The sequence below is a fragment of the Nonomuraea sp. ATR24 genome, from assembly GCF_041950485.1.
In the GTDB taxonomy this organism is placed as follows: domain Bacteria; phylum Actinomycetota; class Actinomycetes; order Streptosporangiales; family Streptosporangiaceae; genus Nonomuraea; species Nonomuraea ceibae.
Genome location: NZ_JBGNUU010000005.1, coordinates 40,152 through 63,210, shown reverse-complemented (window position 1 = coordinate 63,210; position 23,059 = coordinate 40,152). Strand labels below are relative to the sequence as shown.

30 protein-coding genes and 1 pseudogene are annotated in these 23,059 nt (G+C 68.0%); 15 read left to right on the top strand and 16 right to left on the bottom strand.

The annotated features are described in order from the left end of the window. The first annotated feature begins 143 nt into the window (after positions 1-143). Positions 144-1,013, top strand: coding sequence for a DUF5919 domain-containing protein (locus ACBI99_RS14410; protein ID WP_219516828.1), 870 nt, complete (start codon positions 144-146; stop codon positions 1,011-1,013). Continuing rightward, entirely contained in the window at positions 1,010-1,834 is an 825-nt protein-coding gene (locus ACBI99_RS14405; RefSeq protein ID WP_219516826.1) for an inositol monophosphatase family protein, read from the top strand. Before ACBI99_RS14410 ends, ACBI99_RS14405 begins: the two co-directional genes overlap by 4 nt. Before the next feature lie 1,035 nt (positions 1,835-2,869). Here ACBI99_RS14405 and ACBI99_RS14400 read toward each other — a convergent pair. Together ACBI99_RS14400 and ACBI99_RS14395 are read right to left on the bottom strand one after the other, a co-directional pair. Then, positions 2,870-3,193 (bottom strand): tyrosine-type recombinase/integrase, encoded by a 324-nt coding sequence (locus tag ACBI99_RS14400; RefSeq protein WP_375072480.1) that lies wholly within the window; start codon positions 3,191-3,193, stop codon positions 2,870-2,872. 44 nt (positions 3,194-3,237) lie between these two features. After that, the gene (locus tag ACBI99_RS14395; RefSeq protein ID WP_219512632.1) at positions 3,238-3,513 is read right to left on the bottom strand and encodes a hypothetical protein; all 276 of its coding nucleotides are present in this window, start codon (positions 3,511-3,513) and stop codon (positions 3,238-3,240) included. Between the two features lie 617 nt (positions 3,514-4,130). Between ACBI99_RS14395 and ACBI99_RS14390 the strand changes: the two genes are divergently transcribed. From ACBI99_RS14390 to ACBI99_RS14375, 4 genes are all read left to right on the top strand, one after another. Next, positions 4,131-4,472, top strand: coding sequence for a DUF5713 family protein (locus tag ACBI99_RS14390; protein WP_375072479.1), 342 nt, complete (start codon positions 4,131-4,133; stop codon positions 4,470-4,472). Positions 4,473-5,080: 608 nt separating this feature from the next. Next, positions 5,081-5,557 (top strand): hypothetical protein, encoded by a 477-nt coding sequence (locus tag ACBI99_RS14385; protein ID WP_375072478.1) that lies wholly within the window; start codon positions 5,081-5,083, stop codon positions 5,555-5,557. Between the two features lie 573 nt (positions 5,558-6,130). Then, a complete protein-coding gene (locus ACBI99_RS14380) occupies positions 6,131-6,721 on the top strand; it encodes a hypothetical protein (protein ID WP_219512614.1) in 591 nt (196 codons plus the stop codon). Between the two features lie 284 nt (positions 6,722-7,005). Beyond that, a complete protein-coding gene (locus tag ACBI99_RS14375) occupies positions 7,006-7,404 on the top strand; it encodes a hypothetical protein (RefSeq protein ID WP_219512612.1) in 399 nt (132 codons plus the stop codon). A 173-nt stretch (positions 7,405-7,577) separates the two neighbouring features. Here the strand turns inward: ACBI99_RS14375 and ACBI99_RS14370 are convergent, their stop codons facing one another. The 5 genes and pseudogenes from ACBI99_RS14370 to ACBI99_RS14350 form a co-directional block, all read right to left on the bottom strand. Next, positions 7,578-8,198, bottom strand: a complete 621-nt coding sequence (locus ACBI99_RS14370) for an SMI1/KNR4 family protein (RefSeq protein ID WP_219512611.1) — start codon at positions 8,196-8,198, stop codon at positions 7,578-7,580. Next, positions 8,195-8,734 (bottom strand): hypothetical protein, encoded by a 540-nt coding sequence (locus tag ACBI99_RS14365; RefSeq protein ID WP_375072477.1) that lies wholly within the window; start codon positions 8,732-8,734, stop codon positions 8,195-8,197. The genes ACBI99_RS14370 and ACBI99_RS14365 overlap by 4 nt, the downstream gene beginning before the upstream one ends. Before the next feature lie 86 nt (positions 8,735-8,820). After that, complete coding sequence (locus tag ACBI99_RS14360) at positions 8,821-9,240, bottom strand: hypothetical protein (RefSeq protein ID WP_375072476.1); 420 nt, start codon at positions 9,238-9,240, stop codon at positions 8,821-8,823. Positions 9,241-9,400: 160 nt separating this feature from the next. Then, positions 9,401-10,195, bottom strand: coding sequence for a class I SAM-dependent methyltransferase (locus tag ACBI99_RS14355; protein ID WP_246646414.1), 795 nt, complete (start codon positions 10,193-10,195; stop codon positions 9,401-9,403). Between the two features lie 12 nt (positions 10,196-10,207). Next, positions 10,208-11,437: pseudogene (locus tag ACBI99_RS14350) on the bottom strand (aminotransferase class V-fold PLP-dependent enzyme); the annotation flags it as partial. A 185-nt stretch (positions 11,438-11,622) separates the two neighbouring features. Here ACBI99_RS14350 and ACBI99_RS14345 point away from each other — a divergent pair. Continuing rightward, positions 11,623-12,753, top strand: coding sequence for a helix-turn-helix domain-containing protein (locus ACBI99_RS14345; protein ID WP_375072475.1), 1,131 nt, complete (start codon positions 11,623-11,625; stop codon positions 12,751-12,753). A gap of 9 nt (positions 12,754-12,762) precedes the next feature. Here the strand turns inward: ACBI99_RS14345 and ACBI99_RS14340 are convergent, their stop codons facing one another. Both ACBI99_RS14340 and ACBI99_RS14335 read right to left on the bottom strand, forming a co-directional pair. Next, the gene (locus tag ACBI99_RS14340; protein WP_375072474.1) at positions 12,763-13,155 is read right to left on the bottom strand and encodes a DUF6578 domain-containing protein; all 393 of its coding nucleotides are present in this window, start codon (positions 13,153-13,155) and stop codon (positions 12,763-12,765) included. A 4-nt stretch (positions 13,156-13,159) separates the two neighbouring features. Then, positions 13,160-13,993, bottom strand: a complete 834-nt coding sequence (locus ACBI99_RS14335) for a hypothetical protein (RefSeq protein ID WP_375072473.1) — start codon at positions 13,991-13,993, stop codon at positions 13,160-13,162. A gap of 113 nt (positions 13,994-14,106) precedes the next feature. On the opposite strand from ACBI99_RS14335, the gene ACBI99_RS14330 reads away from it, so the two are divergent. Then, on the top strand, positions 14,107-14,844 hold the full coding sequence (locus tag ACBI99_RS14330; protein ID WP_357584419.1) for a phosphotransferase: 738 nt from the start codon (positions 14,107-14,109) through the stop codon (positions 14,842-14,844). A gap of 29 nt (positions 14,845-14,873) precedes the next feature. On the opposite strand, the gene ACBI99_RS14325 is transcribed toward ACBI99_RS14330, so the two are convergent. Then, complete coding sequence (locus tag ACBI99_RS14325) at positions 14,874-15,299, bottom strand: HIT family protein (RefSeq protein ID WP_375072472.1); 426 nt, start codon at positions 15,297-15,299, stop codon at positions 14,874-14,876. Next, complete coding sequence (locus ACBI99_RS14320; RefSeq protein WP_375072471.1) at positions 15,296-15,478, bottom strand: hypothetical protein; 183 nt, start codon at positions 15,476-15,478, stop codon at positions 15,296-15,298. Before ACBI99_RS14320 ends, ACBI99_RS14325 begins: the two co-directional genes overlap by 4 nt. A 34-nt stretch (positions 15,479-15,512) precedes the next feature. Here ACBI99_RS14320 and ACBI99_RS14315 point away from each other — a divergent pair, with 34 nt between their 5' ends. The 5 genes from ACBI99_RS14315 (at position 15,513) to ACBI99_RS14295 (ending at position 19,760) form a co-directional block, all read left to right on the top strand. Continuing rightward, on the top strand, positions 15,513-15,977 hold the full coding sequence (locus ACBI99_RS14315; RefSeq protein ID WP_375072470.1) for a GNAT family N-acetyltransferase: 465 nt from the start codon (positions 15,513-15,515) through the stop codon (positions 15,975-15,977). Positions 15,978-16,157: 180 nt separating this feature from the next. Then, the gene (locus ACBI99_RS14310) at positions 16,158-16,697 is read left to right on the top strand and encodes a 2'-5' RNA ligase family protein (RefSeq protein ID WP_375072469.1); all 540 of its coding nucleotides are present in this window, start codon (positions 16,158-16,160) and stop codon (positions 16,695-16,697) included. A 41-nt stretch (positions 16,698-16,738) separates the two neighbouring features. Further along, positions 16,739-17,179, top strand: a complete 441-nt coding sequence (locus ACBI99_RS14305) for a hypothetical protein (protein WP_375072468.1) — start codon at positions 16,739-16,741, stop codon at positions 17,177-17,179. Next, positions 17,176-18,189, top strand: coding sequence for an NAD(P)-dependent alcohol dehydrogenase (locus ACBI99_RS14300; protein ID WP_375072467.1), 1,014 nt, complete (start codon positions 17,176-17,178; stop codon positions 18,187-18,189). The genes ACBI99_RS14305 and ACBI99_RS14300 overlap by 4 nt, the downstream gene beginning before the upstream one ends. A 230-nt stretch (positions 18,190-18,419) precedes the next feature. Beyond that, on the top strand, positions 18,420-19,760 hold the full coding sequence (locus ACBI99_RS14295) for a family 43 glycosylhydrolase (RefSeq protein WP_375072466.1): 1,341 nt from the start codon (positions 18,420-18,422) through the stop codon (positions 19,758-19,760). 10 nt (positions 19,761-19,770) lie between these two features. On the opposite strand, the gene ACBI99_RS14290 is transcribed toward ACBI99_RS14295, so the two are convergent. The 4 genes from ACBI99_RS14290 to ACBI99_RS14275 form a co-directional block, all read right to left on the bottom strand. Further along, a complete protein-coding gene (locus tag ACBI99_RS14290) occupies positions 19,771-20,154 on the bottom strand; it encodes a Cpe/LpqF family protein (RefSeq protein WP_219512555.1) in 384 nt (127 codons plus the stop codon). Between the two features lie 93 nt (positions 20,155-20,247). Beyond that, positions 20,248-20,490: a GNAT family N-acetyltransferase gene (locus ACBI99_RS14285; protein WP_375072680.1), complete on the bottom strand. Its 243-nt coding sequence runs from the start codon at positions 20,488-20,490 to the stop codon at positions 20,248-20,250. A gap of 24 nt (positions 20,491-20,514) precedes the next feature. Then, a complete protein-coding gene (locus ACBI99_RS14280; RefSeq protein ID WP_375072465.1) occupies positions 20,515-20,760 on the bottom strand; it encodes a hypothetical protein in 246 nt (81 codons plus the stop codon). A gap of 17 nt (positions 20,761-20,777) precedes the next feature. Continuing rightward, on the bottom strand, positions 20,778-21,008 hold the full coding sequence (locus ACBI99_RS14275; protein WP_375072679.1) for an HIT family protein: 231 nt from the start codon (positions 21,006-21,008) through the stop codon (positions 20,778-20,780). Between the two features lie 36 nt (positions 21,009-21,044). Here ACBI99_RS14275 and ACBI99_RS14270 point away from each other — a divergent pair, with 36 nt between their 5' ends. After that, entirely contained in the window at positions 21,045-21,755 is a 711-nt protein-coding gene (locus ACBI99_RS14270; RefSeq protein ID WP_375072464.1) for a hypothetical protein, read from the top strand. 2 nt (positions 21,756-21,757) lie between these two features. Here the strand turns inward: ACBI99_RS14270 and ACBI99_RS14265 are convergent, their stop codons facing one another. Continuing rightward, entirely contained in the window at positions 21,758-22,231 is a 474-nt protein-coding gene (locus tag ACBI99_RS14265; protein ID WP_375072463.1) for a hypothetical protein, read from the bottom strand. Between ACBI99_RS14265 and ACBI99_RS14260 the strand changes: the two genes are divergently transcribed. Continuing rightward, positions 22,230-23,054, top strand: coding sequence for a class I SAM-dependent methyltransferase (locus ACBI99_RS14260; protein ID WP_357584401.1), 825 nt, complete (start codon positions 22,230-22,232; stop codon positions 23,052-23,054). The two genes, ACBI99_RS14265 and ACBI99_RS14260, sit on opposite strands and share 2 nt — an antisense overlap. The last annotated feature ends 5 nt before the right edge of the window (positions 23,055-23,059 follow it).

Below are 23,059 nucleotides of genomic sequence, written 5' to 3'. Positions count from 1 at the left end.
TTGCCCGAGGACATGTCGCGTCTCGATCGCTCCCGGATACCGTCTGTGATCGACTCGTTTCTTCTCGTCTCCTCTTTGTCTCGTCCGAGCCCGTCTCTGTCGCTAATCTGGCCTCATATGGCACCCAGCCCGAGGCGCGGATCATGACTGACCAGCCGATCCTGTTGAAGACCCTCCTGACGCAACGCCATTGGCAGACGTACAGCACGTTTTGTAAGGAGTACGACAAGGCGGCCAAGAAAGTGGACCCGTCGTTGCAGGGCGGCTGGCCGAGCCGGGCGCAGCTCCACCGCTGGCTTAACGGAGAGCTCAAGGGCTTGCCGTACTCGGGCCACTGCCGTGTCTTGGAGGCGATGTTCCCGGGCAGGTCGGCGCATGACCTGTTCGCCGCGACCGCCGTCGAGATCCCCGCGCAGAGATCAGATCCGGAGCCAGCGAGAAGCGCCGGCCCCGCAGCCGCCTGTGCCCTGCCACAGATGGCTGATGTGACTGCCGTCTTCAGTAGCCGCTCGGCCTTCTCCTCTGCTTACCCGGCTTCGTCGCTGTTCGACGACGCGAAGGAGATCAACGCGGCAGGCCTCTCGCTCAACATCCTGTGCCAGAGCTACCCCGATCACCAGCTCAAGCGTCTGCTCGACTCCGGCACGCGCATCCGCTGCCTCTTCCTCGACCCGAAGGGCCAGGCGATCCGCGCCCGCGAGGCGGAAGAGGGCTACACCGACAGCACGCTGACGACCCTCACAGCGCTCAACATCAGCATGCTCACCAGGTTGCGCGATCGACTGGACACCACGTCGGCCCAGCGCCTTGAACTCCACGTCTACGATGAGACGATCCGATTCAATTTGATCATCGTGGACCGGGCGCTGTGTGTGGTCCAGCCGTACCTACCGCAGGCACGCGGAGTCGATTCACCTACGTTTGTGATCACGGACAACACCGCTGAAGAAGGGCTGTTCCCAATCTTCGACCAGGTTTTCAGGGATATGTGGGAGCGGAGCAAATCTGTATGACCATCGACGCCCGGACTCTCCTCCCCATCGCCGAACGAGCCGTGTCGATCGCCAGCGAGATCATCCGTACCAAAGCTCCCGGTGTCGTCACGGCCAAGGGCGATCGGGACATGGCGACGGAGGTGGACTACGCCGTAGAACAGGCCGTACGGGAGTTCCTGTCCCGCGAGACACCCGAGATCGGATTCCTCGGCGAGGAGGAAGGCGTCAGCCACATGGGCGACGGCCTGATGTGGGCGCTGGACCCCGTGGATGGAACCGCCAACTTCCTGCACGGCATCCCGCTCTGCGGTGTCTCTCTCGGGCTGATCGACAAGGACACGCCGGCACTGGGATTGATCGACCTGCCGTTTCTCAACCTTCGCTACTCGGCAGCCGAGAATGTTGGCGCTAGCGCCAACGGATCTGCCATCAAGGTGAGCGACGCCCGCGAGTTGCAGACCGCGATCGTGGCCCTCGGTGACTATGCCGTAGGGGACAACGCCGATGAGCGGAACCGGCCACGGCTTGCCCTGACTCAAGAACTCGCCGCTCGCGTCCAGCGCATCCGGATGTTCGGCTCAGCCGCGATCGATCTCGCCTGGGTGGCGGACGGCAGGATCGACGCCAACATCATGCTCAGCAATAACCCGTGGGACACCGCAGCAGGAGTCGTCATTGCCCGAGAGGCAGGAGCGACAGTGGTTGATCTCGACGGTAGCCCACACAGCGTGACCGCTTACGCGACCATCGCAGCAAGTCCCAAACTCGTGGCCGACCTCGTGGAACTCATCGCTGAGGCCCGCAAGGCCGTGGCGCTCGACCGGAATATTGCCGAATAGCTCTTGTAGGTATCAAGGGCGGCGCTGCGCGCCGCTGCGCGCCGCCACGCGGCCCGCGCACGCCCGCACGCTGCGCGTGCGGCCTGGGGGCCGTTCTCGCGCGCGGACGTGCGCGGGCCGCTCTCAGCCCTCAACAACTCGCCAAAACTCCAGCCAGTAGCCCTGGCCGCTCGTATCCTCCGCCACATCCGCGAAGACATCGCCACGCACCTCGATAGTCCAGATCTCCCGTTCCGGTCCAAGGTCCGCCCGACACCGCGGACACTCCTCAAGAGTCCCCTGAATCGAAACGCGCCCGAGCCCTGGCTGCCCTTCCTTTCGTCCCCGGCTCGCCCAGTCCACGGGGTCGCCGATCTCGTAATCCGTCAAAGTGAGAGCCCCGAACCGGAACTGGAGCCACCAGCGATCCCGCACCCCACAAGCGGGGCACTCAAGCTGATCAGGAAGTCGTAGGCGGTTGAACATCCCCATAACGCGACATGATCACACGATCAGCTCTCCTCCGAAAGCCGTAAGCCTCCGGCGGGGGCCGCTCTGGCTCCGGGGTGATCGCCGCGCAGACCTGAGGCCCGAGAGTGGCTGAGGAGGAAGCCTGATCACCCCGCCCGCCATCGACCCGGGACAAGCCGAGCAGACCAGGGCCACGGGTACCAGATCGTTCGTCCAGTGGGGCGCTCCATCTGGTACCCGTGGCCCTGGCCCGCTTCCCCTTCGGGCGGGACGACGGCAGACGGGGTGATCAGGCGGGCAGGGTGCGCGCGGCGCGCAACAATCCCCAAGTCATGGGCTGAGGTCGTGCCATTAGCGTGCCATTAACCCCGGCAATGAGGGGTCAACCACGGTCACTCACGACCACCCCGGCAACTCCGTTGACCAGGCAACCCGGGGTCCAGCGCCCGTGATCGCTGCAATTCCCAAGCTGACAGCGCGGGTTCGATTCCCGTCACCCGCTCTCCGAACGAAAAGCCAGGTCAGGGATGGGTTCCCGACCTGGCTTTGATCGTTTCTAGCACCGTTTTCGATCTTCCGTGCCCGTTACGTGCCCGATCCGTCTGGATCTTGTTCTTCCGGCTCGGGCTCTTCCGGCTTCAGTGCCTCCTCGGCGAGCTTGCCGAGAGCGTCGGCGATGGCTCGGTCTCGCTCCATCGCGGTGTGCTGGTAGATCAGCGCCGCCCGGGTGGACGAGTGTCCCATGCGGGTCATCAGGTCCCGTAGAGTCGCGCCGGACTGTGCGGCGAAGGTGTTGCCCGTGTGACGAAGGTCATGGAAGTGGAAGCCGCTGAGCTTGGCCTTCTTGAGCGCCGCCGCCCATGCGCGGGTGAAGTTCGCGCGTCGGAGCCCTGCGCCCCCACACCGCATGCGCCGAACGCGCCGACCGAACGCCGCACCGCCGCGTGACCAGGTCAGTCGTCTACATCGAGCAGCCCGGATGCCTCCGGGAACGCCTTCAGAAACTCGCGAAACTCAGGCTCAGACTCCGACTCCGCCCTCTCGCGGATCAGCGCGATCAATCTGAGTCGATCCTCGGCCGGCAGCTGACTGAACCTGTGGCTCATCCACTCCAACTGCTCCAGCGCGTCATCAGGATCGACAACCGAGTCATCCGCCGATTCCAGGAACCACGCCAGATCCACAACCAGCCCGGCCAGATTTCGGACCAGCGTCTCGTCTCCGTGCATCAGGTGATCATCTCCGAGAATGCGTTGCCGGACAATACGCCTCCGGCGGGGGCGCTCCGGCTCCGGGATGATCGCCGCGCTACTGGGCGGGGGCCGTAGGTGGCTGAGGTGGAAGCCTGATCATCCCGCCCGTCATCGACCCGGGACAAGCCGAGCAGACCAGGGCCAGGGGGTCAAGGTCGTCCGTCCAGTGGGGCGCTCCACCTTGCGAGGGGCAACCACGGTCACTCGCGACCGGTTTCAGCCCAGCTCAGAGCCCTCGCGTGCGGTGATCCGTGCAGTTCCCAAGCTGACGGCGCGGGTTCGATTCCCGCCACCCGCTCTCAACTGCTTCGTCTTCGCTTGTCAGGCGCTTCGCGCCTCATGCTGCTCAGGCTGTGTTTCATGGGGCTGCGCCCCTGGTCGAAGGGCTGCCGCCCCTCGAGCTCCCCGGGCCGTTGACCGGTCGCCTGGGGTCATCTCGTATGGGCCCGCTGGATAGGTGTCCGGCAACCGCATGGCCATTCGGCCTGCGCACGCCACGTTGCCATCGTGCTGCGGATCGATGAGCAAGCCCTCGTTGTCGGTGGTGTGGTGCAGTATCAGCACACCGAATGACGGCGAGACAGGAGATCAGGGTGCCGCCCACCAACCAGCAGATAGCCGGCCACGCCTTTCTCAAGGGCATGTACCAGGACGGCTACTACCCCGACCACGTCGTTGACAAGGGCAGAGGGATCCTGCTGCGGTTGTGCGAGCGCATCGAGGCCGATGGGCCATCAGATCTCGCGGCGCTGTACGCACTTACCCATGCGGCGACAGAGGAGTTCAACGAACTGGAGTCGGAATTCGAGGCGGCCGACAGCGAGATCGAGACCGTGGCTCGCGAGGTGATCGCCGAGGACTTCTGGTTTGTGGCGACGGCCTACGGCTTCGCGGACGCGGACGTAGAAGAGTTGATCGCGACCCGCGATTGGTGACGCAGCAGCCCCCGGCCAGGGCGCATTCAGGAGTGGACACCGAGGTCCCACAGTAGAGGTCGAGCGCGTCGGACCAGTGCCGGCCGCGAAGGCCGCGTAGAGGACGACGCTGTACTAGAGCGGATAAGAGCCTCCAACTCGTGAAGGTCGCCGGGCAGCACCAAGTCCCACAACGAGCGCAGGTCGCCCTCCGCCGTTGAACACGCTTGCCAGCGCCCCAAAGACTGGTGCGGTCTTGCTGACGCTGAAGGGTGTCGGGCACTTAGGCGTTCGACGACATGTTGAAGCTTGGTGAGTCGAGTGGCTTCGCAACCGGGGCGGGCAGGCCAGAGGCCCAGCGTCGATAACTGAGCAGTTCTCCTCAGCTTCCACGCGGTCTGGGACAGCCCGTCCAGGCCGAGCGCTCTGTTCTGCCGAGCCGGGTGGGGGCGCCTTCACAAAGGATGCCCTTGCCATGCTCCCGCTCGAGAAGCCGAGCAGACCAGGGCAACGGCAGACGGGATAATCGGTCGGGGCGGATGCGCGCGGTGCGCGGGCGATGCTTCCGTTCCCAAACCGTGTCATGAGAAGCTGCGCTGATGATCCGAACCGGGACGTAGGAGTCGATAGTGCGCAGGAGGTCGCAGCAGGGGCCGCCACCCAGCGACGCTGAGACTGCCGAGTACATGCGAAGCCTGGCTGAGCTCTTTGTGGAGCACACACGCGAGGACGGATACTCCTTCGATTGGGATCCAGCGTACATTCACCACCTCGACAACTACTGCACCGAGTTCGCCGCCTCGAAGCCGCCTCCTGAGGTGATCCACAGCGTGATCATGAGTGCGGGGGCGTATCTGGGTGAGATGATCGTCCGAAACAGCGACTGGAAATGGGTGTACTGCACGGACGAGAGCGCCGCGGCCGTGGAGAGCCTTGAGGAACTTCGGGGCTATCCGCATAACAAGGTCGCTAAGCGGATCCACAACGGGAGCGAGCATGACCTTGAGGCGTTCTTCAAGTACGCCATGACAGGCGAGGTGCCGCGCGGCACAACCGCCCGAGTCATCAAGCCTTCATGGTGGCGACGATTGAGGTCGAAAGCCTGATCGTCGTGCCATTAGCGTGCCATTAGGGGCGGCAACGAAAGGCCAACCACGGTCACTCACGACCGGCCTCAGCCTTGGGTCAATGCCCTACGAGGCGTTATCTGTGCAATTCCCATGCTGGCAGCGTGGGTTCGAATCTCGTCACCCGCCCTCCGTTGCGTCGCCTTCGTGGTCTCGACTGTGGACACGTCTATGGAAATCCTCTGGGCTGATGTTCTTGTGGCATCAACTACTTTGCGCCCGCACGACACGGCCGAATAGTTCTTGTAGGTATCAAGGCGGCGGCGCGGCGCGCTGTCGTACCCCGCACCTCAGCCCGCCCGCCATCCGGGCGTACAGCCTGGGGGTCGGTCCTGAACGGCAGCGGGACATTGGGCCGGGCACCGCACGCCAGCCCCGTCGTACCAACCGAACGCACCGGCCGGGGTTGCGGTGCCACCGCACCCATATACCCGGCGCGGTCGCAGCACGTACTCGGGGCCGATCCCGGATCCACCCAGCATTCCTCACCGCAGCTCACTGGAGAAGCTGAAAGGGTGTTTCTCCCCTGGCAGCTTCCGCGACAATCATCACGTGATCGATCATTACCGCAATCTCTTCAATCAGCAGCAGTGGTTCGAAAGCGGACTCTGCTGGACCGTGGTGCAACCCCTCGACGAAGAGATCACAGTGGACGACCTCCTGTGGAGGCTGAACGGAGGTCGTGACCCCGAGGAACGCATCATGGCATACCCCCGAGAGGAGGCCGGCGAAGAATTCCTGCCCGTGCTTTTCGTCTACGAGGGTGAAGGAGCCTGGGGTTTCCTCGAGTTCTCCCACGGCTTCGCCACGCCCGACCACGTCCTCACCGAACTCAGTAGGAAATCACGTGTGTGGATGACGACCTGGCACTTCAACGGGGGATACACGATCCTCTACGCGGCCGACGGAAAGATCAGAGCGCGGATGCGCAACTTCGTCTTCGCCGAGCACATCATCGAGGAGGGCGATCCGAGTATCCTGGCCGAATTCCGAGCCATGCTCGACCGCCTCGACCCGGAGGATTACCGCGGCAAGCTCAGCGCGGCATTCGCGTTCATCGAGGCGTCCACCGGCATGGGTATCGAAGCCGAGTGGCTGGATGTGGAAGAGGCGCCCGTCATCGTCCTCGACAACTGGGAATGAGGTCTGAACCGCAGTGTTCGACCCCAGCACTGGTAAACGTCAAAGCCACGCCTCCGGCGGGGACGCTCCAGCTCCGGGATGATCGCCACGCGTCACGCCGGGCTCGTAGGCGGCTGAGGTGGACGCCTGAGCATCCGCCTACCAGGAGCCACCTGAGACGCCATCAAAGGTAGCTTCCATGCCTTGAACAGCACTAGTCGAGTGTGATCTCCGGGCCCCTCGCCGCCGACCAGCACGCCATCATGGACGGGGACATTGACAAGTCCCAAGTAGCTTGGGGTCCCGTGGAGGAAAAACATCCGCAGGAAACGCGGGTTCGGTGGCCAGAGCGACGTGAAGACGTGCTCGATGCACTACGAGCCTTAGGCGACCGCGACTACCAGAACCAGCAATGGCGATCCGAGAAGGGGTGGCCGGATCTCACTGCTGCCGTGCACTGGCTCATCGACGACACCTTCATCGACCAATACGGCGCACGAGCATTGATCCCTCACCTTTTCGTTGATCAGCGAGAAGCCGACCTCGTCCAAATGGTGGTCGAGGCCCTCTTACGCGTCCTCGATGACCTCGGCCCTACCGCTCCAGACAACGCATATCTCGATCATCCTGAGTGGATCAACGTCCTGGACTCGGCCGGCGTCGCCTACCTTGCCTTGTCCTCCGGAAAGCCACGGTCGGGATGAAGCTTGCGCGAGAGACGCCAGGTCGTGGGCTGATTGCCGGGCCAGTAGCGGGCTAATTGGAGAGCGGCGGGGTCGACCTCGGTCACTCAGGATCAGGACTCCACCCAGCTCGCCGCCCAAGCGACGGTCTCCAGAGCTGGGCCCCGTGCTCGCGTACCAAGCCAACCAGTGAGTCATCGGGACATGTGACGGCGCGCCCAGGTGCCGGGCTTCCTGCCCTTCACCCATACAGGCGGTGACCACCTGCACGGATCCTCCTCCGCTTCTCCGGTGATGCTCACCACTATTTCTGCACCATCTTGCGGCAAGACCTCGAAGTAGCCGTCATAGAACGGTTCGGCGAATTCGCGGCCGATCGACTCCGTGAGCCACGAAGCGAAGGTGATGTTCTGAGGGAAGAGTGCGTGATCCAGGCAACACAGATTGGGATCCCATCCCCACATCGCGCCCTCGGGATCGCGGCAATCCAGCAGTGACGCGATTGCACACCCCCAGTCCAACAACTGGATCATTCCTGCGCGTCGTCCGTACGGCTCGGTTCTAAACGCCAAGGCCGATTCAGTTATATCCGCGAAGATATCGCTTTTCCAGAAGTCGTAGCCTCGTACACCGATGATGCCACCGCGAGGACCGAAACCTCCGTTCCCCACCTCCAGATACAACCGCCGTAGCAGCGAAGGAAGCGGGTATCCGATGGCCTCTTCAGCCTCAGCGACCGCCTGGGGCGAGGCCACCGCCAGTACATCGGGCCCAGGGGCTGACCGTACCGCTTCGAAGATCTCATCTTCGGTCATGATCTGCTCCGTGCGAGCTCCGAGGAGAGGCGGACCTCACTCTCCGACTGAAAGCCAATCCGACAGAACATGTCTCCCTCGACGACCAATCCGTCGGCATTGAGAGCGTTCCCATGCGGGTTGGTCAAGCACGTACCACTGAGCGGGATGGTGCTGCCGGTGAGGTTCACCGACCGAACTGTCGCTTCGTCCAGGCATATCGGCTTGTCGAAGCTGCACTCCCGCAAAAGCAGTGGAGCTCTTACTTCCGCGTAGGCCAACGACAGGTCACCGATCACTCGGGCTCCCGCCAGCCGCAGTATCGCTACCCGGCCAGGATCCGGCTCCACTGCCGCGAGCAGCAACGCGACGATGAGCTCGGCCCGCACCTGCCGCTCTCTGCCCCACTCCGCGCTGCGCTCGGGATCGTCCTTCTCCCGATCCCCCGTCCTCAGATCGAGAAGGTCGCCCCCTAAGAACATGTCGCATAGCCGGCGCTCGACCTCCGAAAGCTCTCCCAGGCTCGAATCGGAGGTGAAGGGAAGCCTCTCGTGCATAGGCTTGATTGTCGTCGAATCAGCCGTGACCCGCTTCCCTTTGCCCCGATGCGGACAAGGTCGCAAGCCGAGCGTTCACGCGACCACTAGCCAGACGGCACGTGGCCCTCGGGCGCCCGATCAGTGGGCTGAGCGGTCTCGGCGATGATGGAGGCCGTTACATAGAAGCCGTCCGGGGCGATCTGCGTCACTCCGTCGAGGCGGACTTTCCGCTCATCCGCAGTGATCACGTGGGCCTCGAAGTGGGAGTACCTGAGATCCTGCGACCAGACCCGTTCGAGCTCCGCGGCGAGCTCCGCCGTCGAACACTCCGGCACCGCCTGGCACGTGGCAGCGATCAGGCTGCTCCTGTCGCCGGTACGGCGAACCGACACCTCGTTGATCAACGGCGACTGCCACAGGTAGGCGTCGAAGTCCATCGCCATGCCATCCAGGTCGTCCCCGGCGCTCGGGAAGGACTTGCTCATCACCGACTGCTTCACCGCGGCGAACTCCGCAAGGTCCATCGAGGAAGTGTCCCATCTCCACGTCACGCCGTGATCACCGTGAGATCGGCCAGTGTGACCTCGGCGGGGAACGGACCGTACGGCGGATCGGATGGCCAGGTCCGATGAGGGGGAAAGGCCACCTCCCGGTGGGAGGTGGCCTGCACGCGAAAGGCGGTGGTCAGGCTCGGGCGGTCACCAGGGTCGCCGCGGTCTCCGAGTGGACGCCGGTCTCGTCCGTGCAGTGCGCCAGATTGGCGCGTACGGCGGCCGTGAGGTCGGCGCGGCGCGAGCCGATGTACGGGCTCACCGCGGAGAAGTCGAACAGGCAGCAGATCGCGTCGGGCCCGCCGGCAACGGTGACCGGCAACGTCCATTCACGCAGCTCGACGTCGGCGAAGCCCGCCTCCCTCGCCAGCGTGGCCACCTCGGCTCCGGGCAGGGACCACGGCTCCTGGAAGAGGTCGGCCTTGTCGGGGCCGAGGACCGAGGCCACAGCGTCGTGCAGGGCGCGGAAGAGCGGGTTGCGGTGCAGCGGCTGCCAGGTGGCGATGGCGATCCGCGCGCCGGGGCGGGCGGCCCGTCGCATCTCGGCCAGCGCCGCGCCGCGGTCGGGCACGAACTGCAGGACCTGCTGCATGGTGATCAGGTCGAACGCCTGGTCGGAGACGTGCAGCAAGGTGGCGCCGCATTCCGCGTACTGGATCGGTGCGCCGTCGACGGGAGGGAGTTCGGCGGCGAGGGCGAGCATGGCGGGGTTGAGGTCGGTGCCGACCACGGCGCCGGTAGGGCCGGCCGCCTTGGCCAGCGCCCGGGCGACGGTGCCGGGTCCGGTGCCGACGTCCAGTGCCTTGGTGCCGGGGGCCGGCGCCAGGGCCTCGACCAGGTGCTCCGCCCACGGCTGGAAGATCGACGGGAGCAGGATGTCCTTGTACGGGCGCACCTGGCTGACATCGAATGACGTGTCCGCGGTCATGGTGGTCCGGGACCTCGTGGCCGCTTCCATGGTCTCGGCCAGGATGTCGACCTCGTCGGCGGAGTTGTACAGGTAGAAGGAGGCCCGGATCGCGGCGGGGACGCCGAACCGGCTGCACGCGAGTTGCGCGCAGTGGTTGCCGGACCGGACGGCGATGCCCGCCTCGTCCAGGCTCGTCCGCATACGTTGCAGCGGGATGCCGTCCACCACGAACGAGAGCAGTGGCAGCCGGTCCACGGTGTCGGTCGGGCCGATGAAGCGGACACCGGGCACGTCGCCGAGCCGGTCCAGCGCGTACTCGATGAGGGCCTGGTCGTGGGCGGCGATCGCGTCCATGCCGATCTTGCTCAGGAAGTCGCAGGCGGCGCCGAGGCCGACGGCCTGCGCGACCGGGGGCGTGCCGGCCTCGAACTTGAGCGGGGGAGCGGCGTAGTGCATGGCGTCCACCGCGACGTTCTCGATCATCTCGCCGCCGCCGAGGAAGGGTGGGAGCGCCTCCAGGAGCTCGTACCTGCCCCACAGGGCGCCGATGCCGGTGGGGCCGCACATCTTGTGGCCGGAGAACGTGACGAAGTCGGCGCCCAGCGCGGTGACGTCGATGCCGAGGTGGGGGACCGACTGGGCCGCGTCGACGACCATGAGGGCGCCGACCTCGTGCGCGCGGGCGGCGATGGTGGCGATGGGGTTCACCGTGCCGAGGATGTTCGAGGCGTGGACGACCGAGACGACCTTGGTCCGATCGTTGATCTTCTCGCGCAGGTCGGAAAGGTCCAGCCGGCCGTCGTCGGTGATGCCCAGGTATCTGACCTTCGCGCCCACCCGTTCGGCCAGCAGCCGCCAGGGGATCAGGTTGGAGTGGTGCTCCATCTCGGTCAGGACGATCTCGTCGCCGGGGCCGACGCGGAGCCGCCCGTCCGCCCAGATGACCGCGTTGGCCAGCAGGTTGACGGCCTCGGTCGCGTTCTTGGTGAACACGATCTCCTCGGCTCGCGGGGCCCGTACGAACGCGGCGATCTTGCTTCGGGCGCCTTCGTACAGCTCGGTCGCCCGTACGGCCAGCCGGTACACGCCGCGGTGCACGTTCGCGTTGGCGCGGATGTAGTAATCGTTCAACGCGTCCAGGACGACGGCGGGTTTCTGCGTGGTGGCGGCGCTGTCGAGGTAAACGGGTGGGCGGGAACCGTCAGGGGCGGTTTCGAAGAACGGGAATTCCTTCCGAATCGACTCGACGTCGATCGCCATCGTGGTCTCCTCCTGCCGAATGGTGTAGCGGCAGTGTCGGCGGAGCCCGACCGGCTGGATCCAACTGGAGTTGCGTCTTCGCGACCCTCCAGAATAGCCGACATTTCAGGCGGGTATGGGCGGCAAAGAGTTGCCGTCATTTCCGGCCATCGATGGCCTGGAAATTCGTCACCTAATGTGGCGATATGGTCGGCGATTTCTTGGTGGACGGCGCGCGGATCATGGCCAGACGCCGCTCGCGCGGCCTTACCAGGCGAACCCTGGCCGACCTGGTCGGCTGCAGCGAGGAATGGCTCCGGCTGGTCGAGAACGGGGTGAAGCCCCTGGACCGGCTGTCGACCATCATGCGGATCGCCGAAGTGCTCCGCGTCGAGGACCTCTCCGAGCTCGTCGGCGGCCCGACGAAACTCCCACCCGCCCGCGACCCCGGCGAATCCGACGACGTGGGGAACGCGCTGCTGCTGCCGGGCCGGTTCACCGGTGAGGCGGCCGAGAGCGTGCCGCGGGTGCGGCACCACGTGATGGCGGCGTGGGAGATCTGGCAGCGCTCGCCCCGCCGCTACACCGAGACGCGCCGCCGCCTGCCACCGCTGCTGTCGATGGCCGACCTGTCGGCCAGGAGCGCCACCGGCGCGGACCGGGAAGCCGGTACGGCCGGCCTCACCCAGGTGTACCGGCTGTTCGCGGCGCTGCTGCGAAGCTGCGGCCAGCACGCCCTGGCCCTGGTCGCCGCCGACCGCGCGGTGGCCTCCTCGGGAGGCTCGGCGATCACCCAGGCCGAGGTGGCGGGCGTGCTCGTCTCGCTCGGCCGGCACGCCGACGCGCACTGGCTGTGCCAGGCGGTGATCGGAGACCGGCCCGAGTCGCTGGAAGTCACCGGGCTCTGCTACCTGACGGCCGCGCTCGCCGCTGCCGAGGAGAGCGACGTGCTCCGCACCGAGGAGCTGCTGAACCACGCCCGCAAGATCGGTGACCGGCTGGGCCCGGAGTTCGCGTTGGAGGTGGAGCTGCACCGGGTGGCGGTCTCGGTCCGTACGGGCCGGTACGCGCAGGCGATCCGCCTGGCGGCGGGCGTCGACGTGGACCGCCTCCCCGACAAGGACCGCCAGGCGCGGCACCTGCTGGCCGTGGCGACCGCGCACGCGATGGACGGCGACTCCGGCGCGGCCATGGCGCTGCTGTGGCGGATCGTCGAGGGCTGCCCGGAGGAGCTGCGGTTCAACGCGGACGCCGGGCCGGTGCTGGCCCGGTTGCGGGCGATGGACTGCGAGTCGACCCGGGGCGAACTGCGGGAGATGACCCGGAGCACCGCTTGACGCGCCAGGTCAGGTGAGCGGATCTTCGTCGGCGGTGAGGGTGACGAGGTAGCCGATGAACTCCCGTTCGCCCTGGTTCGGAGTCCACCCATCGGCGGAGGTCAGCGGCGAAAGGACTCCGTCGACCGGGTAGGAGTAGGCGTCCTTCCCTTCGGCGAGCCGCAAGCGGGCGTGGACCGCCGAGATGCCGGCGACCTGGGCTTCGACGCGCATCTGGCCGGCGGACGGCTCGTCGTGGTGCTCCTCGCTCCACTCGATCGTGGCGGCGGTCTCCTCGCCGAGGGCCTGGGCCAGCCACGCCCGGTCGGCCGGGACCAGGGTCCACGAGACCGTCGCGCCGACGCTGAACGGCTCGCCGCAGCACTGCATCTGCCAATCGGCGACCCAGACGTTCCATCTCATCCCGTCAGTCTCCCTCGTCGACCAGCCTCATTGCGCTCGGGGACGCGCCGGCTGACGTCGCTCTCTGCGACAGGTTCGCCCGGGCATGGGCCTCCACATCGGGATGCGGATCTCCGGCGAGTATCCGTAAGACGGCTTCCGGCGTGGTGGGGTCCATGGCCAGGCACCATCGTACGTAGATCGATCGATCACGGGCGAGACGCAGCAGTTCCTCGAGAGGGAGCCATTCCGGCTGCACTGCGGCTTCGCGTACGACGGCGGACCTGTCGTTCGCGAGCAGGCGGAGTTGATCCACCGTGAGGCGGAAGTTCCGCGCCGCACCGGCGCGTACCTGGGGATCGGCGTCGGCAACTAGGGTCGCCAGGATGTCCGGGGCATCGGTATGCGCCGCCAGGCTCGCCCTGACGATCGCCGAGCGATCCCCGGCCAGTGCCGCATTGGTTTCCTCGTCCAGTCCTCGACACCCAGCGAGTAGGTTGCGCAGAACCTCGTCCGCGGACCGGCAGATGGCACGGTGCAGCTCGGCGTCGGCGGCAGGATGGTCCGGCAGTGACCACCGGACCGACTGGTGAGGGTCTTCCACCAACGCCACCAGAACGTCAGGTGGACAGGCCGGATTCTCGACAACGGTTCGACGGGTCTTCAGGTCCGGGTCGCCGGCGAGTGCACGGAGCACGTCAGCCGGCGCATCGGTCCGAGCCGCGAGGGCCTGTCTGACCCTGCGCGAGGGGTCCGTGGTCATGGCCCGCAGGATCTCGGGGGGCGTACTGGGATCGCCTGCGACGCCCGCCCGGACGCCGACCTTCTTGTCGCGAGCGCGTACGCCGAGGTCAGCCATGCCGGTACCGCCGGCTGCCTTCGAGGCGGTGGGCCCTTGGTGCACCGTTCAGTCCTCCCGTACGTGAGCATAAATCGCGGGATATGCCGTATCTGGCGACGATAATGGCCGGCGTGACAGAGGTCCGGGTTGTGGTCGCCCATCGTGAGCGGGCGACATTGCGTGCCGGTGACGTGTTCCTGAAGATCGACGCCGATCAGGCTCGCACCGACGTCGAGGTCGAGGCGATGGGCATGGCGCCGGTGCCCACCCCGGAGGTCCTGTGGCGCAAGCCGCCGGTGCTAGCGCTCGCCGCTCTCCCGGGGCGGGCGCTCGGCCGGCTGGGCGAGCCGTCGACCGCGTCTTCGGCGGCGTGGGCCGCGGCCGGCGCCGCCGTGCGCAAGCTGCATGAGGCGCCGCTGCCGCCGTGGCCCGGCCGGAGCCTCGACGAGGTCGCGTCGCAGCTCGACGTCGAATGCGAGTGGCTCGTGGCGAACGGCGTGCTTCCCGCCGACCTGGTCACGCGGAACCGCGAGGTGGCCGAGGCCGCGCTCCGACCGTGGACGCCGGTGTTCACGCATGGCGATCTGCAGGTCAGTCATGTGTTCGTGGACGGGGATGAGGTCACCGGCGTGATCGACTGGTCCGAGGCCGGCCGGGGGGACGCCCTGTACGACCTCGCCACGCTGACGCTGGGACACGAGGAGCACCTGGACGACGTCGTCGCCGGCTACGAGGCGGACGTCGATCTCGACGTGATCCACGGGTGGTGGTCGCTGCGGAGCCTGCTGGGGATCCGCTGGCTGACCGAGCACGGCTTCGACCCGACCCTGCCCGGCTGCGAGGTCGACGTGCTGCGCGCCCGGATGTGAGGCGGCGCAGGAGTTCCGTACGGGGGTGGTCAGGGGAGGGCGTTGCGGATTCGGGCGGCGTCCTGGTCGAGGAGTTCGCGGGGGCGCTTCTTCCAGTCGGCCGTGACCGTCACGCCGTCACCCGGGAAGCGGGGCACGACGTGCAGGTGGAGGTGGAAGACCTCCTGGCCGGCGGCTTCCCCGTCCGCCAGGGACAGGCGTATCCCGTCGCAGCGGAGCCCCGACCGGCGCAGGGCGGTCGCTATGCGCCGCGCCGCGCGCCAGATCGCGGCGCCGGTCGCGTCGTCGGTCTCCGCCAGGCTGGGGATGTGCCTGCGGGGGATCACCAGGACGTGACCGGGGGTGGCCGGTTGGTGGTCGAGGATGGCCACCACCGTTTCGTCGGCGTGGACGATGCCGGCCTCGGTCCGGCCCGCGATGATCGCGCAGAAGACGCAGGGTTCGTCGGCGCTCATGGCCGTCTGTGGGCGAGGAAGAAGGCCTGCGGACCTGAGCGGGGCTTCTCGGTGTCGTCGGGCTCGCGGATGAGCCGCACGTCGAGGACGAGGCCGGAGCCGGTCAGGAGTTCGGCGTAGTCGGCGGCGACGGTGTCGTACGCCTGCCGGGTGGAACTCAGGTAGGCGGGCTCGGTCATGGTCAAGGACGATAGCGCCGATATCATCGCCGTCGTGGCGGATTGGGAGCTTCGTCTGGCTTCGGCCGCGGACGTGGATGCGGTGGCCGAGTTGCGGGCCGTGGTGCTGAGGCCGGATCTGGAGCGGCTCGGGCGGTACGACGCCGTACACGTGCGGGAGCGGCTGCGGAAGGCGTTCACCCCGGCGCACACCTGGGTGATCGAGGTCGCCGGAGCCTGGTCCGGATGCGTGGCGCTGCGGCCCGATGGTGACGCGTACTGGCTGGAGCATTTCTACCTGGACCCGGCCACGCAGGGCAGGGGCGTCGGCGGCGCCGTGCTGCGCAGCCTGCTGGAACGGTGTGACCGCGAGGGCGCCGTGGTCTGGCTGGACGTGTTGCAGGGCAGCGCGGCGCGGCGGCTGTACGAGCGGCACGGGTTCGCGGTGGAGATCGAGGACGAAGTGGACGTCTTCATGGTCCGCCGACCGTCGACGGGCGGGTTTCACCGCTCTCTCTGATGCGGGGGCGAAGCGCGCCGCATCTCGTGCCTGATCGCCAGGCGGATCGTCCAATAGAGACCGAAGAAGACCAGCATCGCGGGGATGACCCAGAGCACCGCGATGAGAAGGATTTCGACAGCCCCGATATTCATCGTTCCTCCGTGCGGGCAAACTGGCGTGTGCTGCCATCATGGTGTCATGCCGGACGACAGTACGGGAAAAGGCCGAGCGGGAGAGAGCGCGCTGCTGGCCGTGGTGAAGGAGGCCGAGCCTTTCGTCGCGCACTGGCGGCGGCGTTTCGATTCTTTCACCGAAACGGGGGTTCCGGCGCACGTCACGGTGCTCGTGCCTTTTCTGGACGCCGGCCGGATCGACGCGGCGACGGAGCGCGAACTCGGGCTGATTCTCGGCGCGCATGCCCCTTTCGCCGTCCGTTTCGAAAGGTGCGGTCGTTTTCCGGAGGTGCTTTATCTCGAACCGGCGCCCGGCGGGCCGTTCCGGGAGTTGACCGGGGCCGTGGTGAAACGGTGGCCGGAGGCGCCTCCTTATGGCGGGCAGTTCGCGGAGGTCGTACCGCATCTCACGGTCGCTCATGGCCAGGACGAGCGGGTGCTCGGTGAAGTGGAGGCCGAGGTGAGCGCGCGGCTGCCGTTCGCGGCGCAGGTCACGTCGATCAGCCTTTACGTGAGTGACGGCGACCGGTGGCACGAGCGGGCCGAGTTTCCGCTTCTCGGCTGATCTCGATATCGCCGGAACCGCGTGCGTGTGAAGATGGGGCCATGAATGGGACGGCGGTTGTGGGGGAGTCCGCGTTACGCAGGGTCGCCTATCTGGCGGTGGTGCTCGTGGCCGGGGTGGCGTTGCTGGCCGGGGTCTTGATGCTGGCTCCGGGAAAGCGGGAACGGGCGGCTCTGGAGAATGAGCGTTTCGTACGCTCGGCCGCCGCGATGGAGGAGGTCGCCCGCACGCTCGGCGAGGGCGACGAGCTCGGGGCGCGGAATATCGGGGAGCTCTCGTTCGAGACGATTCACCGCGAGGACGACCTGGTCTACTTCGCACAGGGCCGGGACATGGACAACCAGCCTTATGGATATGTGTGGACGCCGCCGGGCGGGCCGCACTGGACGTTCGCGGAGCGGGAGGACGTCCGGCCGGTGCGCGGCCCTTGGTTCGAATACCACCTCAACGTGAATCTCACCGCCGCGGGCAGGACGAAGTGAAAGCGGTCGTTCAGCGGGCGTACGGGTCGCCGGACCTTCTCGAGGTGCGCGAGGTCGACAGGCCGGCGGTCGGTGACGACGAGGTGCTGGTGCGGGTGCGCGCGGCGTCCGTCCATCCGGACGTGTGGCATGTCGTGAGCGGCCGCCCTTACGTGTTGCGCCTGATGGGGAACGGGCTGGCCAGGCCGAAGCTGCGCATTCCCGGCACCGACATGGCGGGCCGGGTGGTGTCGGCGGGCAAGGACGTGAGCCGGTTCCGGCCGGGTGACGAGGTCTTCGGGGAGACGGTACGGGGTTACCAGTGGCGCAACGGCGGCGCGTTCGCCGAGTACGTCGCCGTTCCGCAGAGCGCGCTGGCGTCGAAGCCGGGCAATGTGTCGTTCGAGCAGGCGGCGTCGGTGCCGACGGCCGGGCTGATCGTCCTGCAGAACCTGCCCGAGGGACGGGTGCGGGCCGGGCAGCGCGTGCTGGTCAACGGCGCGGCCGGTGGGGTGGGGGCCCTCGCCCTGCAACTGGCCAAGGCCGGCGGGGCGTCCGTCACCGGGGTCGACCACGGGGCGAAGCTGGATCTGGTGCGGGACCTCGGGGCCGATCAGGTCATCGACTACACGCGGGAGGATTTCACCCGGACGAGCGAGCGGTACGACCTGATCTTCGATGTCCCGGGGAATCATTCCTTCGCGGACTGCCGTAAGGCGTTGACGCCCGACGGGATGTACGTCCTCATCGGGCATGACCATTTCGGCGGCGTCGGCAGCCGCTGGCTGGGGAGCCTGCCGCATTTCGTCCGGCTGATGGCGCTCTCGCCGTTCAGGAAGCAGTTGCCGAAGGTGAACGCCGCGACCCCCGACAAGCAGGCGCAGCTCGCCGTCCTGCGCGGGCACCTGGAGTCGGGCGCGATCACGCCGGTCGTCGACAGGACGTTCGCGCTGGACGAGGTGCCGCAGGCCATCCGCTACCTGGCGGAGGGGACGGCACGCGGCAAGGTCGTCATCAGCCTTCCGGAGTGACGACGGCCCTCTCTGTTATGTGAACGTTACGGGACGCGGCCGGCGACACCCCGGCCCCGCCACCGGCGCTCTGACCTGCGATGACGCATTCCCGTCAGTGGCCACGGCCTCCTCGGCCGATTTTTTCCGCGTTATTGACCAAATTTGAGCGGCTTGGGCAGACTCTGCGGCACGCGCCGCTGTGCGGGAACGGGCCGCGCAGCCGGAGCCGACGTGGGAGGACGCTACTGATGACGAGTTCCGACAACCGGTTGTCCGTCGGCCGCAGGTCCCTGCTGACCGGGGTCGCCGGGCTCGTGGGGGCCGCGGCGCTCCCCGCGACCGCCGCACAGGCCGAGCAGGCCGCTTCGGCGCTGCGCCGGCACCCGGCGAACTGGCCGGACCCGCAGCCCTACGGCCTCGCCGACACCCGGCCCGACCTGTGGCCGCGCCCGGACAACTCCTTCATCCTCCCGCTCGAACTGCGCCCCCGCGACCGCGAGCGCGGCCGGGTCTGGATGCGCGACACGTACGTCAACTGCTTCGTCGTCGGCGGCCGACCGGTCTACGTCGCCACCGGCACCACCCGCGTGCCCGGCCTGGAAGCGGCAGGGCCGTGGAACGACGGCATCTTCGTGTGGATCGCGCCCTCGTTGCGCGGCCCGTGGCGGCTCGTCGACACGACCGGCATCCGGCCCGGCGCCGAGAAGGGCAAGGTGTGGTCGCCCGAGTTCGCCGGCGAGAACCGGCCGGGGCGCATGGTCGTCGCGCCGTGGCAGGAATACTGGCACGACGACCAGTTCGGCAAACGCGGCCAGGCGTGGGCGCCGGAGGTCCATTACTTCCGCGACCGGTGGTACATCGTCGCGTGCATGGGCGACCATTCGCGCAAGGTCGGCTCGTTCATGCTCGTCAGCGAGGGCGGGATCGAGGGCCCGTACCGGCTCGTGGAAGGCAACCACGACAAGCCGTTCGGCGACCCGTTCATCGGCGGGCCCAAGTTCATCGAGCCCGGCGCCTACCACCACATCGACGGCAGCCTCTACACCGAGGGCGACGACGCCTGGCTGGTGCTGCACAACAACTTGTACGCCAAATTCCGGGACGACATGGAGGACATCGTCCCGGCGACCGGCCTGCCGCAGTTTCAGCAGCGGCTCTACACGCCGGAGCCTTATCTCGAAGGCGCGTACGTGTTCAAGCACGGCGGCAAGTATTTCCTCCTGCACGCGGCGTGGAACCGGACCTCGGCCAATGCCGACGGCAGCACCCGTTACGCCTACGATCCGCCAGGACCGGGGCGTACGCAATACCAATATGACGCGGTCATCGCCGTCTCCGACCGTTTCGAAGGCCCCTATTCGGAACGGTGGACCGCCGGGGTCGGGGCCGGGCACAACAACATTTTCGCCGACCGCAGCGGGCAGCTGTGGGCGACGTTCTTCCGCAACCCGAACTTCGGCTACTGGGCCGACCCGTCACGCCTGGCCGACACGGCGGTGCCCGGCGTCGTGCGGCTGGAATGGACCGGCCCGCAGGGCAACCGCCTCTACGTCCAGCGGCGCAGACCGGGTCACGCGGACCGCGGCTGACCTGCGGTGACTACTGGGGTTCGAGCAGCAGGTAGTCGATCTTGCCGTCGTCGCCGACGGAGATCCGCGTGTCGTACTTCTGCCCGGCCGGGATGGACGTCAGCCCGATCAGCTCGGTCGGCTTCGTGCTGCTCAACTCGTCCAGCTTCAGCCCGGCCAGGCCCTTGGCGAGCTCGTTGAACCGCGCGGCCGGGATTTCTTTCAGGAAAGCCGGACTGAGGTGCTCCTTGAGCTCGTCGCCGGGAATCGGAGTGCGGTTGACGGCGCCCAGATACCACTCCAGTTGCGTGCCGACCGCGCTGTCGGGAATGGCGATCGTCTTTTCTTCTCCGGCGGACGCGCATCCCGCCACGAGGACGGCGAACAGGGCGAGCGAAGCGGAAACCAGTCGCATCAGGACTCCCAGCGTGGAAAACCAGTCAGCGAATGCTAGCGACCGGCGCCGACATCACCGGAACCGCCGGTGGCGCGTCACGGCGGGCCGGGGTCAGGGCGTGTCGCCGCGCAGGCGGCCGTACACCCAGCCGTCGCGCCACGCGCCCGCCCGGAACTCGATCGAGCGCAGCACGCCCTCCAGCCGGAACCCGGCCTTCTCCAGGGACTTCTGCTCGGCGATGTTCTCCGGATGGGTGCGCGCCTCGATCCGCTCGGCCGGCGTGTGCGTGAACAGGTAGTCGCACAGCGCCGCCTGCGCCCGCCAGCCGACGCCGCGGCCACGCCAGTCGGGCAGCAGGGCGATGCCGATCTCCCAGTATTACGCCAGGCCGTAGCCGCTCTCCCGCCAGTCGACGAACCCCGCGGTCCGGCCGTCCGCGGTCACGATGAGGCGGCTGTGGTCGGCGGCGAGGTAGCCGTCGAGGGCGAAGCGCCGCGCGTGGGCCTGGGCGTCGCGGAAGCCGCCCCAGTCGAGCCCGATCAGGCCGGGCTCCGTCGCGAAACGGCGGAACATCTCCAGATCCGCCTCCGTCACCGGCCGCAGCACGACGGACGACACCCCCACGACAAACCTCCCCGAATTCAGGCGTTACCCATCATGCCACCGGGAGGCCGGTTGGCGGGGTCCTTGATCCACGCGCGGATGCCGCGTCCGGCGAACGGCTCCCCGGCGTAACGCGGCACCAGGTGGCAGTGCGCGTGCGCGACGCTCTGGCCCCCGACCGGGCCGACGTTCCAGCCCACGTTCCAGCCGTCGGGCGCGTGGGGAAGGGCCTTACTTTCGACAGGGGGGTGGGGTGACGATCGGCAGATGATCGGCCGGGGCTGCCGGTGGCACGCTCACCCGGCATGAACGCATACTTTCCCGGACGATGGATCGGCGGCGCGGCCCTGGTGGCGGGGCCGGTCGTGCTGGCCGCCGGCTACCTGCTGCGCTACGTGGCCACGGTCACCGCGCTCAGCCCCGAGCAGCAGGCGTGGGCCGACGAGCAGCCGTTCGCCGCCTACGGGCAGCTGCTCGCCTACACCGCCGAGCCCGCCCTGATCACGCTCGCGTACGGGGTGTTCGCGCTGGGGATGATGCTGCTCTTCCCGGCGTTCGTCGCGCTGGCGCAGCGCGCCGGGGGCGGGCTCGCGTTCTGGGGCGGCGCGCTGCTGGTCGCCGGGCTGTTCGCCCGGCTGTACTTCGCGGGCGCCGACCAGACCGCGTTCCAGCTCACCGAATCGGCCGGGCTGGGGCGGGCGACCGACGGGGTGATGGCGGAGTACGTGGACATCGCGTACGGGCCGTGGCACATCCCGGTCATGGCCTCCGTCGGCCAGTACGCGGGCACGCTCCTGCTGGCCGTGGCCGCCTGGCGCGCGGGCGTCTTCGGCACCGCCCGCGCGCTGATGCTGCTGCTGGCGGGCGGCACCTGGGTGGGGGTGCTGAAGGGCGCCTCGATCCCGGACGTGCTGGTCACCGTGCTGCTGTGCGTGGCGCTGGTCCCGCTGGGGGTGGCGGTGCTGCGCGGGCGGGAGCCGGAGCCGGCGGGCCGGCCGAAGGCGCTGAGCTGGTGAGCTCAGACCGGCTCGGCGTCCCTGAACCGCTCGTGGGCGGCCTGCTTGGAGATCCCCATCGCGTCGCCGACCTGCGACCACGACGCCCCTCCGGCCCTGGCGGCGGCCACGGCCCGGTCGAGGAGGGCGCGCTGCCAGGCTTCCACCTGGGCGAGCAGGGTGAGGGCGGCGAGCGGGCGGTCGCCGGTGAGGTTCGCGACCTGCTCGCACAGCAGGTTCGACTTGATCACCAGCCAGTTGGGCGGCGCGGCGGCGAGCAGCGGGCCGGTGTGCTTGTACCACTGCTCCTCGGCCTCCTTCGCGCCCTGCGGCGAGGGCGGGAAGCGGCGCCGGTCGGCCCAGCCGCACGAGCAGGCGGCCTGGTAGCCGATGAAGGTCCTGGTGAACGCGCTGCCCGAGCGGGCGAGCTCGCCGCCGGGAAGCACGGGTGCCGCGAACCCCTCGTGGCCGGGGATGTCGCTCAGCTTCAAGGTCATGCCGTCAAGATACCCTGACGGTGACCCGGCCGGAAATGAGGCGGTGATCGCGGCCGGGCGTCACTACGGTGATCGGGTGACCGGCTACGAGGATCTGGTGGACCAGGCGGTCCGGGCGTCCGTGCGCGGATGGGACTTCTCCTGGCTGCGGGGCAGGACGAGCGGCGGGACGCCGTCGTGGAGCTACGCGGCCCGCGCGTCGGCGCTGCTCGCCTCGGCGCGCCGCCCGCTGGACGTCGACACCGGCGGCGGCGAGGTCCTGGCCTCCCTGGCGCCGCTGCCGCCACGCACGGTCGCCCTGGAGGGCTGGCCGCCCAACCTGGCCGTCGCCGCCCGGCGGCTCGGGCCGCTGGGCGTGGCCGTGCTCGGCGGCTCCGCGGAGCGCCTGCCCGCCCGGGACGCGGCCTTCGACCTGGTGCTCAACCGGCACGGCGGGCTCGACGCGGCCGAGGTCGCCCGCGTGCTCGCCCCCGGCGGGCGACTGCTCACCCAGCAGGTCGGCAGCCGCAACGACCTGGAGCTGAACGCCGCCCTCTGCGCGCCGCCCGCCGCCACGGCGGACGGGTGGACGCTCGACGTCGCGGCCCGTCGCCTGCGCCGCGCCGGCCTGCGCATCGCCGACGCCCGGGAGGAGATGACCGAGTACGTCTTCCACGACATCGGCGCCGTCGTCTTCCACCTGCGTGCCGTCCCGTGGCAGATCCGCGACTTCGACCACGAACGCCACGCGGGCCCGCTCCGCGCGCTGCACGAGCGGATCACGTCCGACGGCGGCTTCTCCGTGCGCAACCACCGGTTCCTGGTGGAGGCGGTGCTCGACTGAGCCTT

Coding starts and splice junctions, on each gene's coding strand:
- ACBI99_RS14410 (WP_219516828.1), top strand. CDS start 144: ATGACTGACCAGCCGATCCTGTTGAAGACCCTCCTGACGCAACGCCAT.
- ACBI99_RS14405 (WP_219516826.1), top strand. CDS start 1,010: ATGACCATCGACGCCCGGACTCTCCTCCCCATCGCCGAACGAGCCGTG.
- ACBI99_RS14400 (WP_375072480.1), bottom strand. CDS start 3,193: ATGCGGTGTGGGGGCGCAGGGCTCCGACGCGCGAACTTCACCCGCGCA.
- ACBI99_RS14395 (WP_219512632.1), bottom strand. CDS start 3,513: ATGCACGGAGACGAGACGCTGGTCCGAAATCTGGCCGGGCTGGTTGTG.
- ACBI99_RS14370 (WP_219512611.1), bottom strand. CDS start 8,198: ATGACCGAAGATGAGATCTTCGAAGCGGTACGGTCAGCCCCTGGGCCC.
- ACBI99_RS14365 (WP_375072477.1), bottom strand. CDS start 8,734: ATGCACGAGAGGCTTCCCTTCACCTCCGATTCGAGCCTGGGAGAGCTT.
- ACBI99_RS14360 (WP_375072476.1), bottom strand. CDS start 9,240: ATGGACCTTGCGGAGTTCGCCGCGGTGAAGCAGTCGGTGATGAGCAAG.
- ACBI99_RS14355 (WP_246646414.1), bottom strand. CDS start 10,195: ATGACCGCGGACACGTCATTCGATGTCAGCCAGGTGCGCCCGTACAAG.
- ACBI99_RS14345 (WP_375072475.1), top strand. CDS start 11,623: ATGGTCGGCGATTTCTTGGTGGACGGCGCGCGGATCATGGCCAGACGC.
- ACBI99_RS14340 (WP_375072474.1), bottom strand. CDS start 13,155: ATGAGATGGAACGTCTGGGTCGCCGATTGGCAGATGCAGTGCTGCGGC.
- ACBI99_RS14335 (WP_375072473.1), bottom strand. CDS start 13,993: ATGGCTGACCTCGGCGTACGCGCTCGCGACAAGAAGGTCGGCGTCCGG.
- ACBI99_RS14325 (WP_375072472.1), bottom strand. CDS start 15,299: ATGAGCGCCGACGAACCCTGCGTCTTCTGCGCGATCATCGCGGGCCGG.
- ACBI99_RS14320 (WP_375072471.1), bottom strand. CDS start 15,478: ATGACCGAGCCCGCCTACCTGAGTTCCACCCGGCAGGCGTACGACACC.
- ACBI99_RS14310 (WP_375072469.1), top strand. CDS start 16,158: ATGCCGGACGACAGTACGGGAAAAGGCCGAGCGGGAGAGAGCGCGCTG.
- ACBI99_RS14305 (WP_375072468.1), top strand. CDS start 16,739: ATGAATGGGACGGCGGTTGTGGGGGAGTCCGCGTTACGCAGGGTCGCC.
- ACBI99_RS14295 (WP_375072466.1), top strand. CDS start 18,420: ATGACGAGTTCCGACAACCGGTTGTCCGTCGGCCGCAGGTCCCTGCTG.
- ACBI99_RS14290 (WP_219512555.1), bottom strand. CDS start 20,154: ATGCGACTGGTTTCCGCTTCGCTCGCCCTGTTCGCCGTCCTCGTGGCG.
- ACBI99_RS14270 (WP_375072464.1), top strand. CDS start 21,045: ATGAACGCATACTTTCCCGGACGATGGATCGGCGGCGCGGCCCTGGTG.
- ACBI99_RS14260 (WP_357584401.1), top strand. CDS start 22,230: ATGCCGTCAAGATACCCTGACGGTGACCCGGCCGGAAATGAGGCGGTG.
- ACBI99_RS14265 (WP_375072463.1), bottom strand. CDS start 22,231: ATGACCTTGAAGCTGAGCGACATCCCCGGCCACGAGGGGTTCGCGGCA.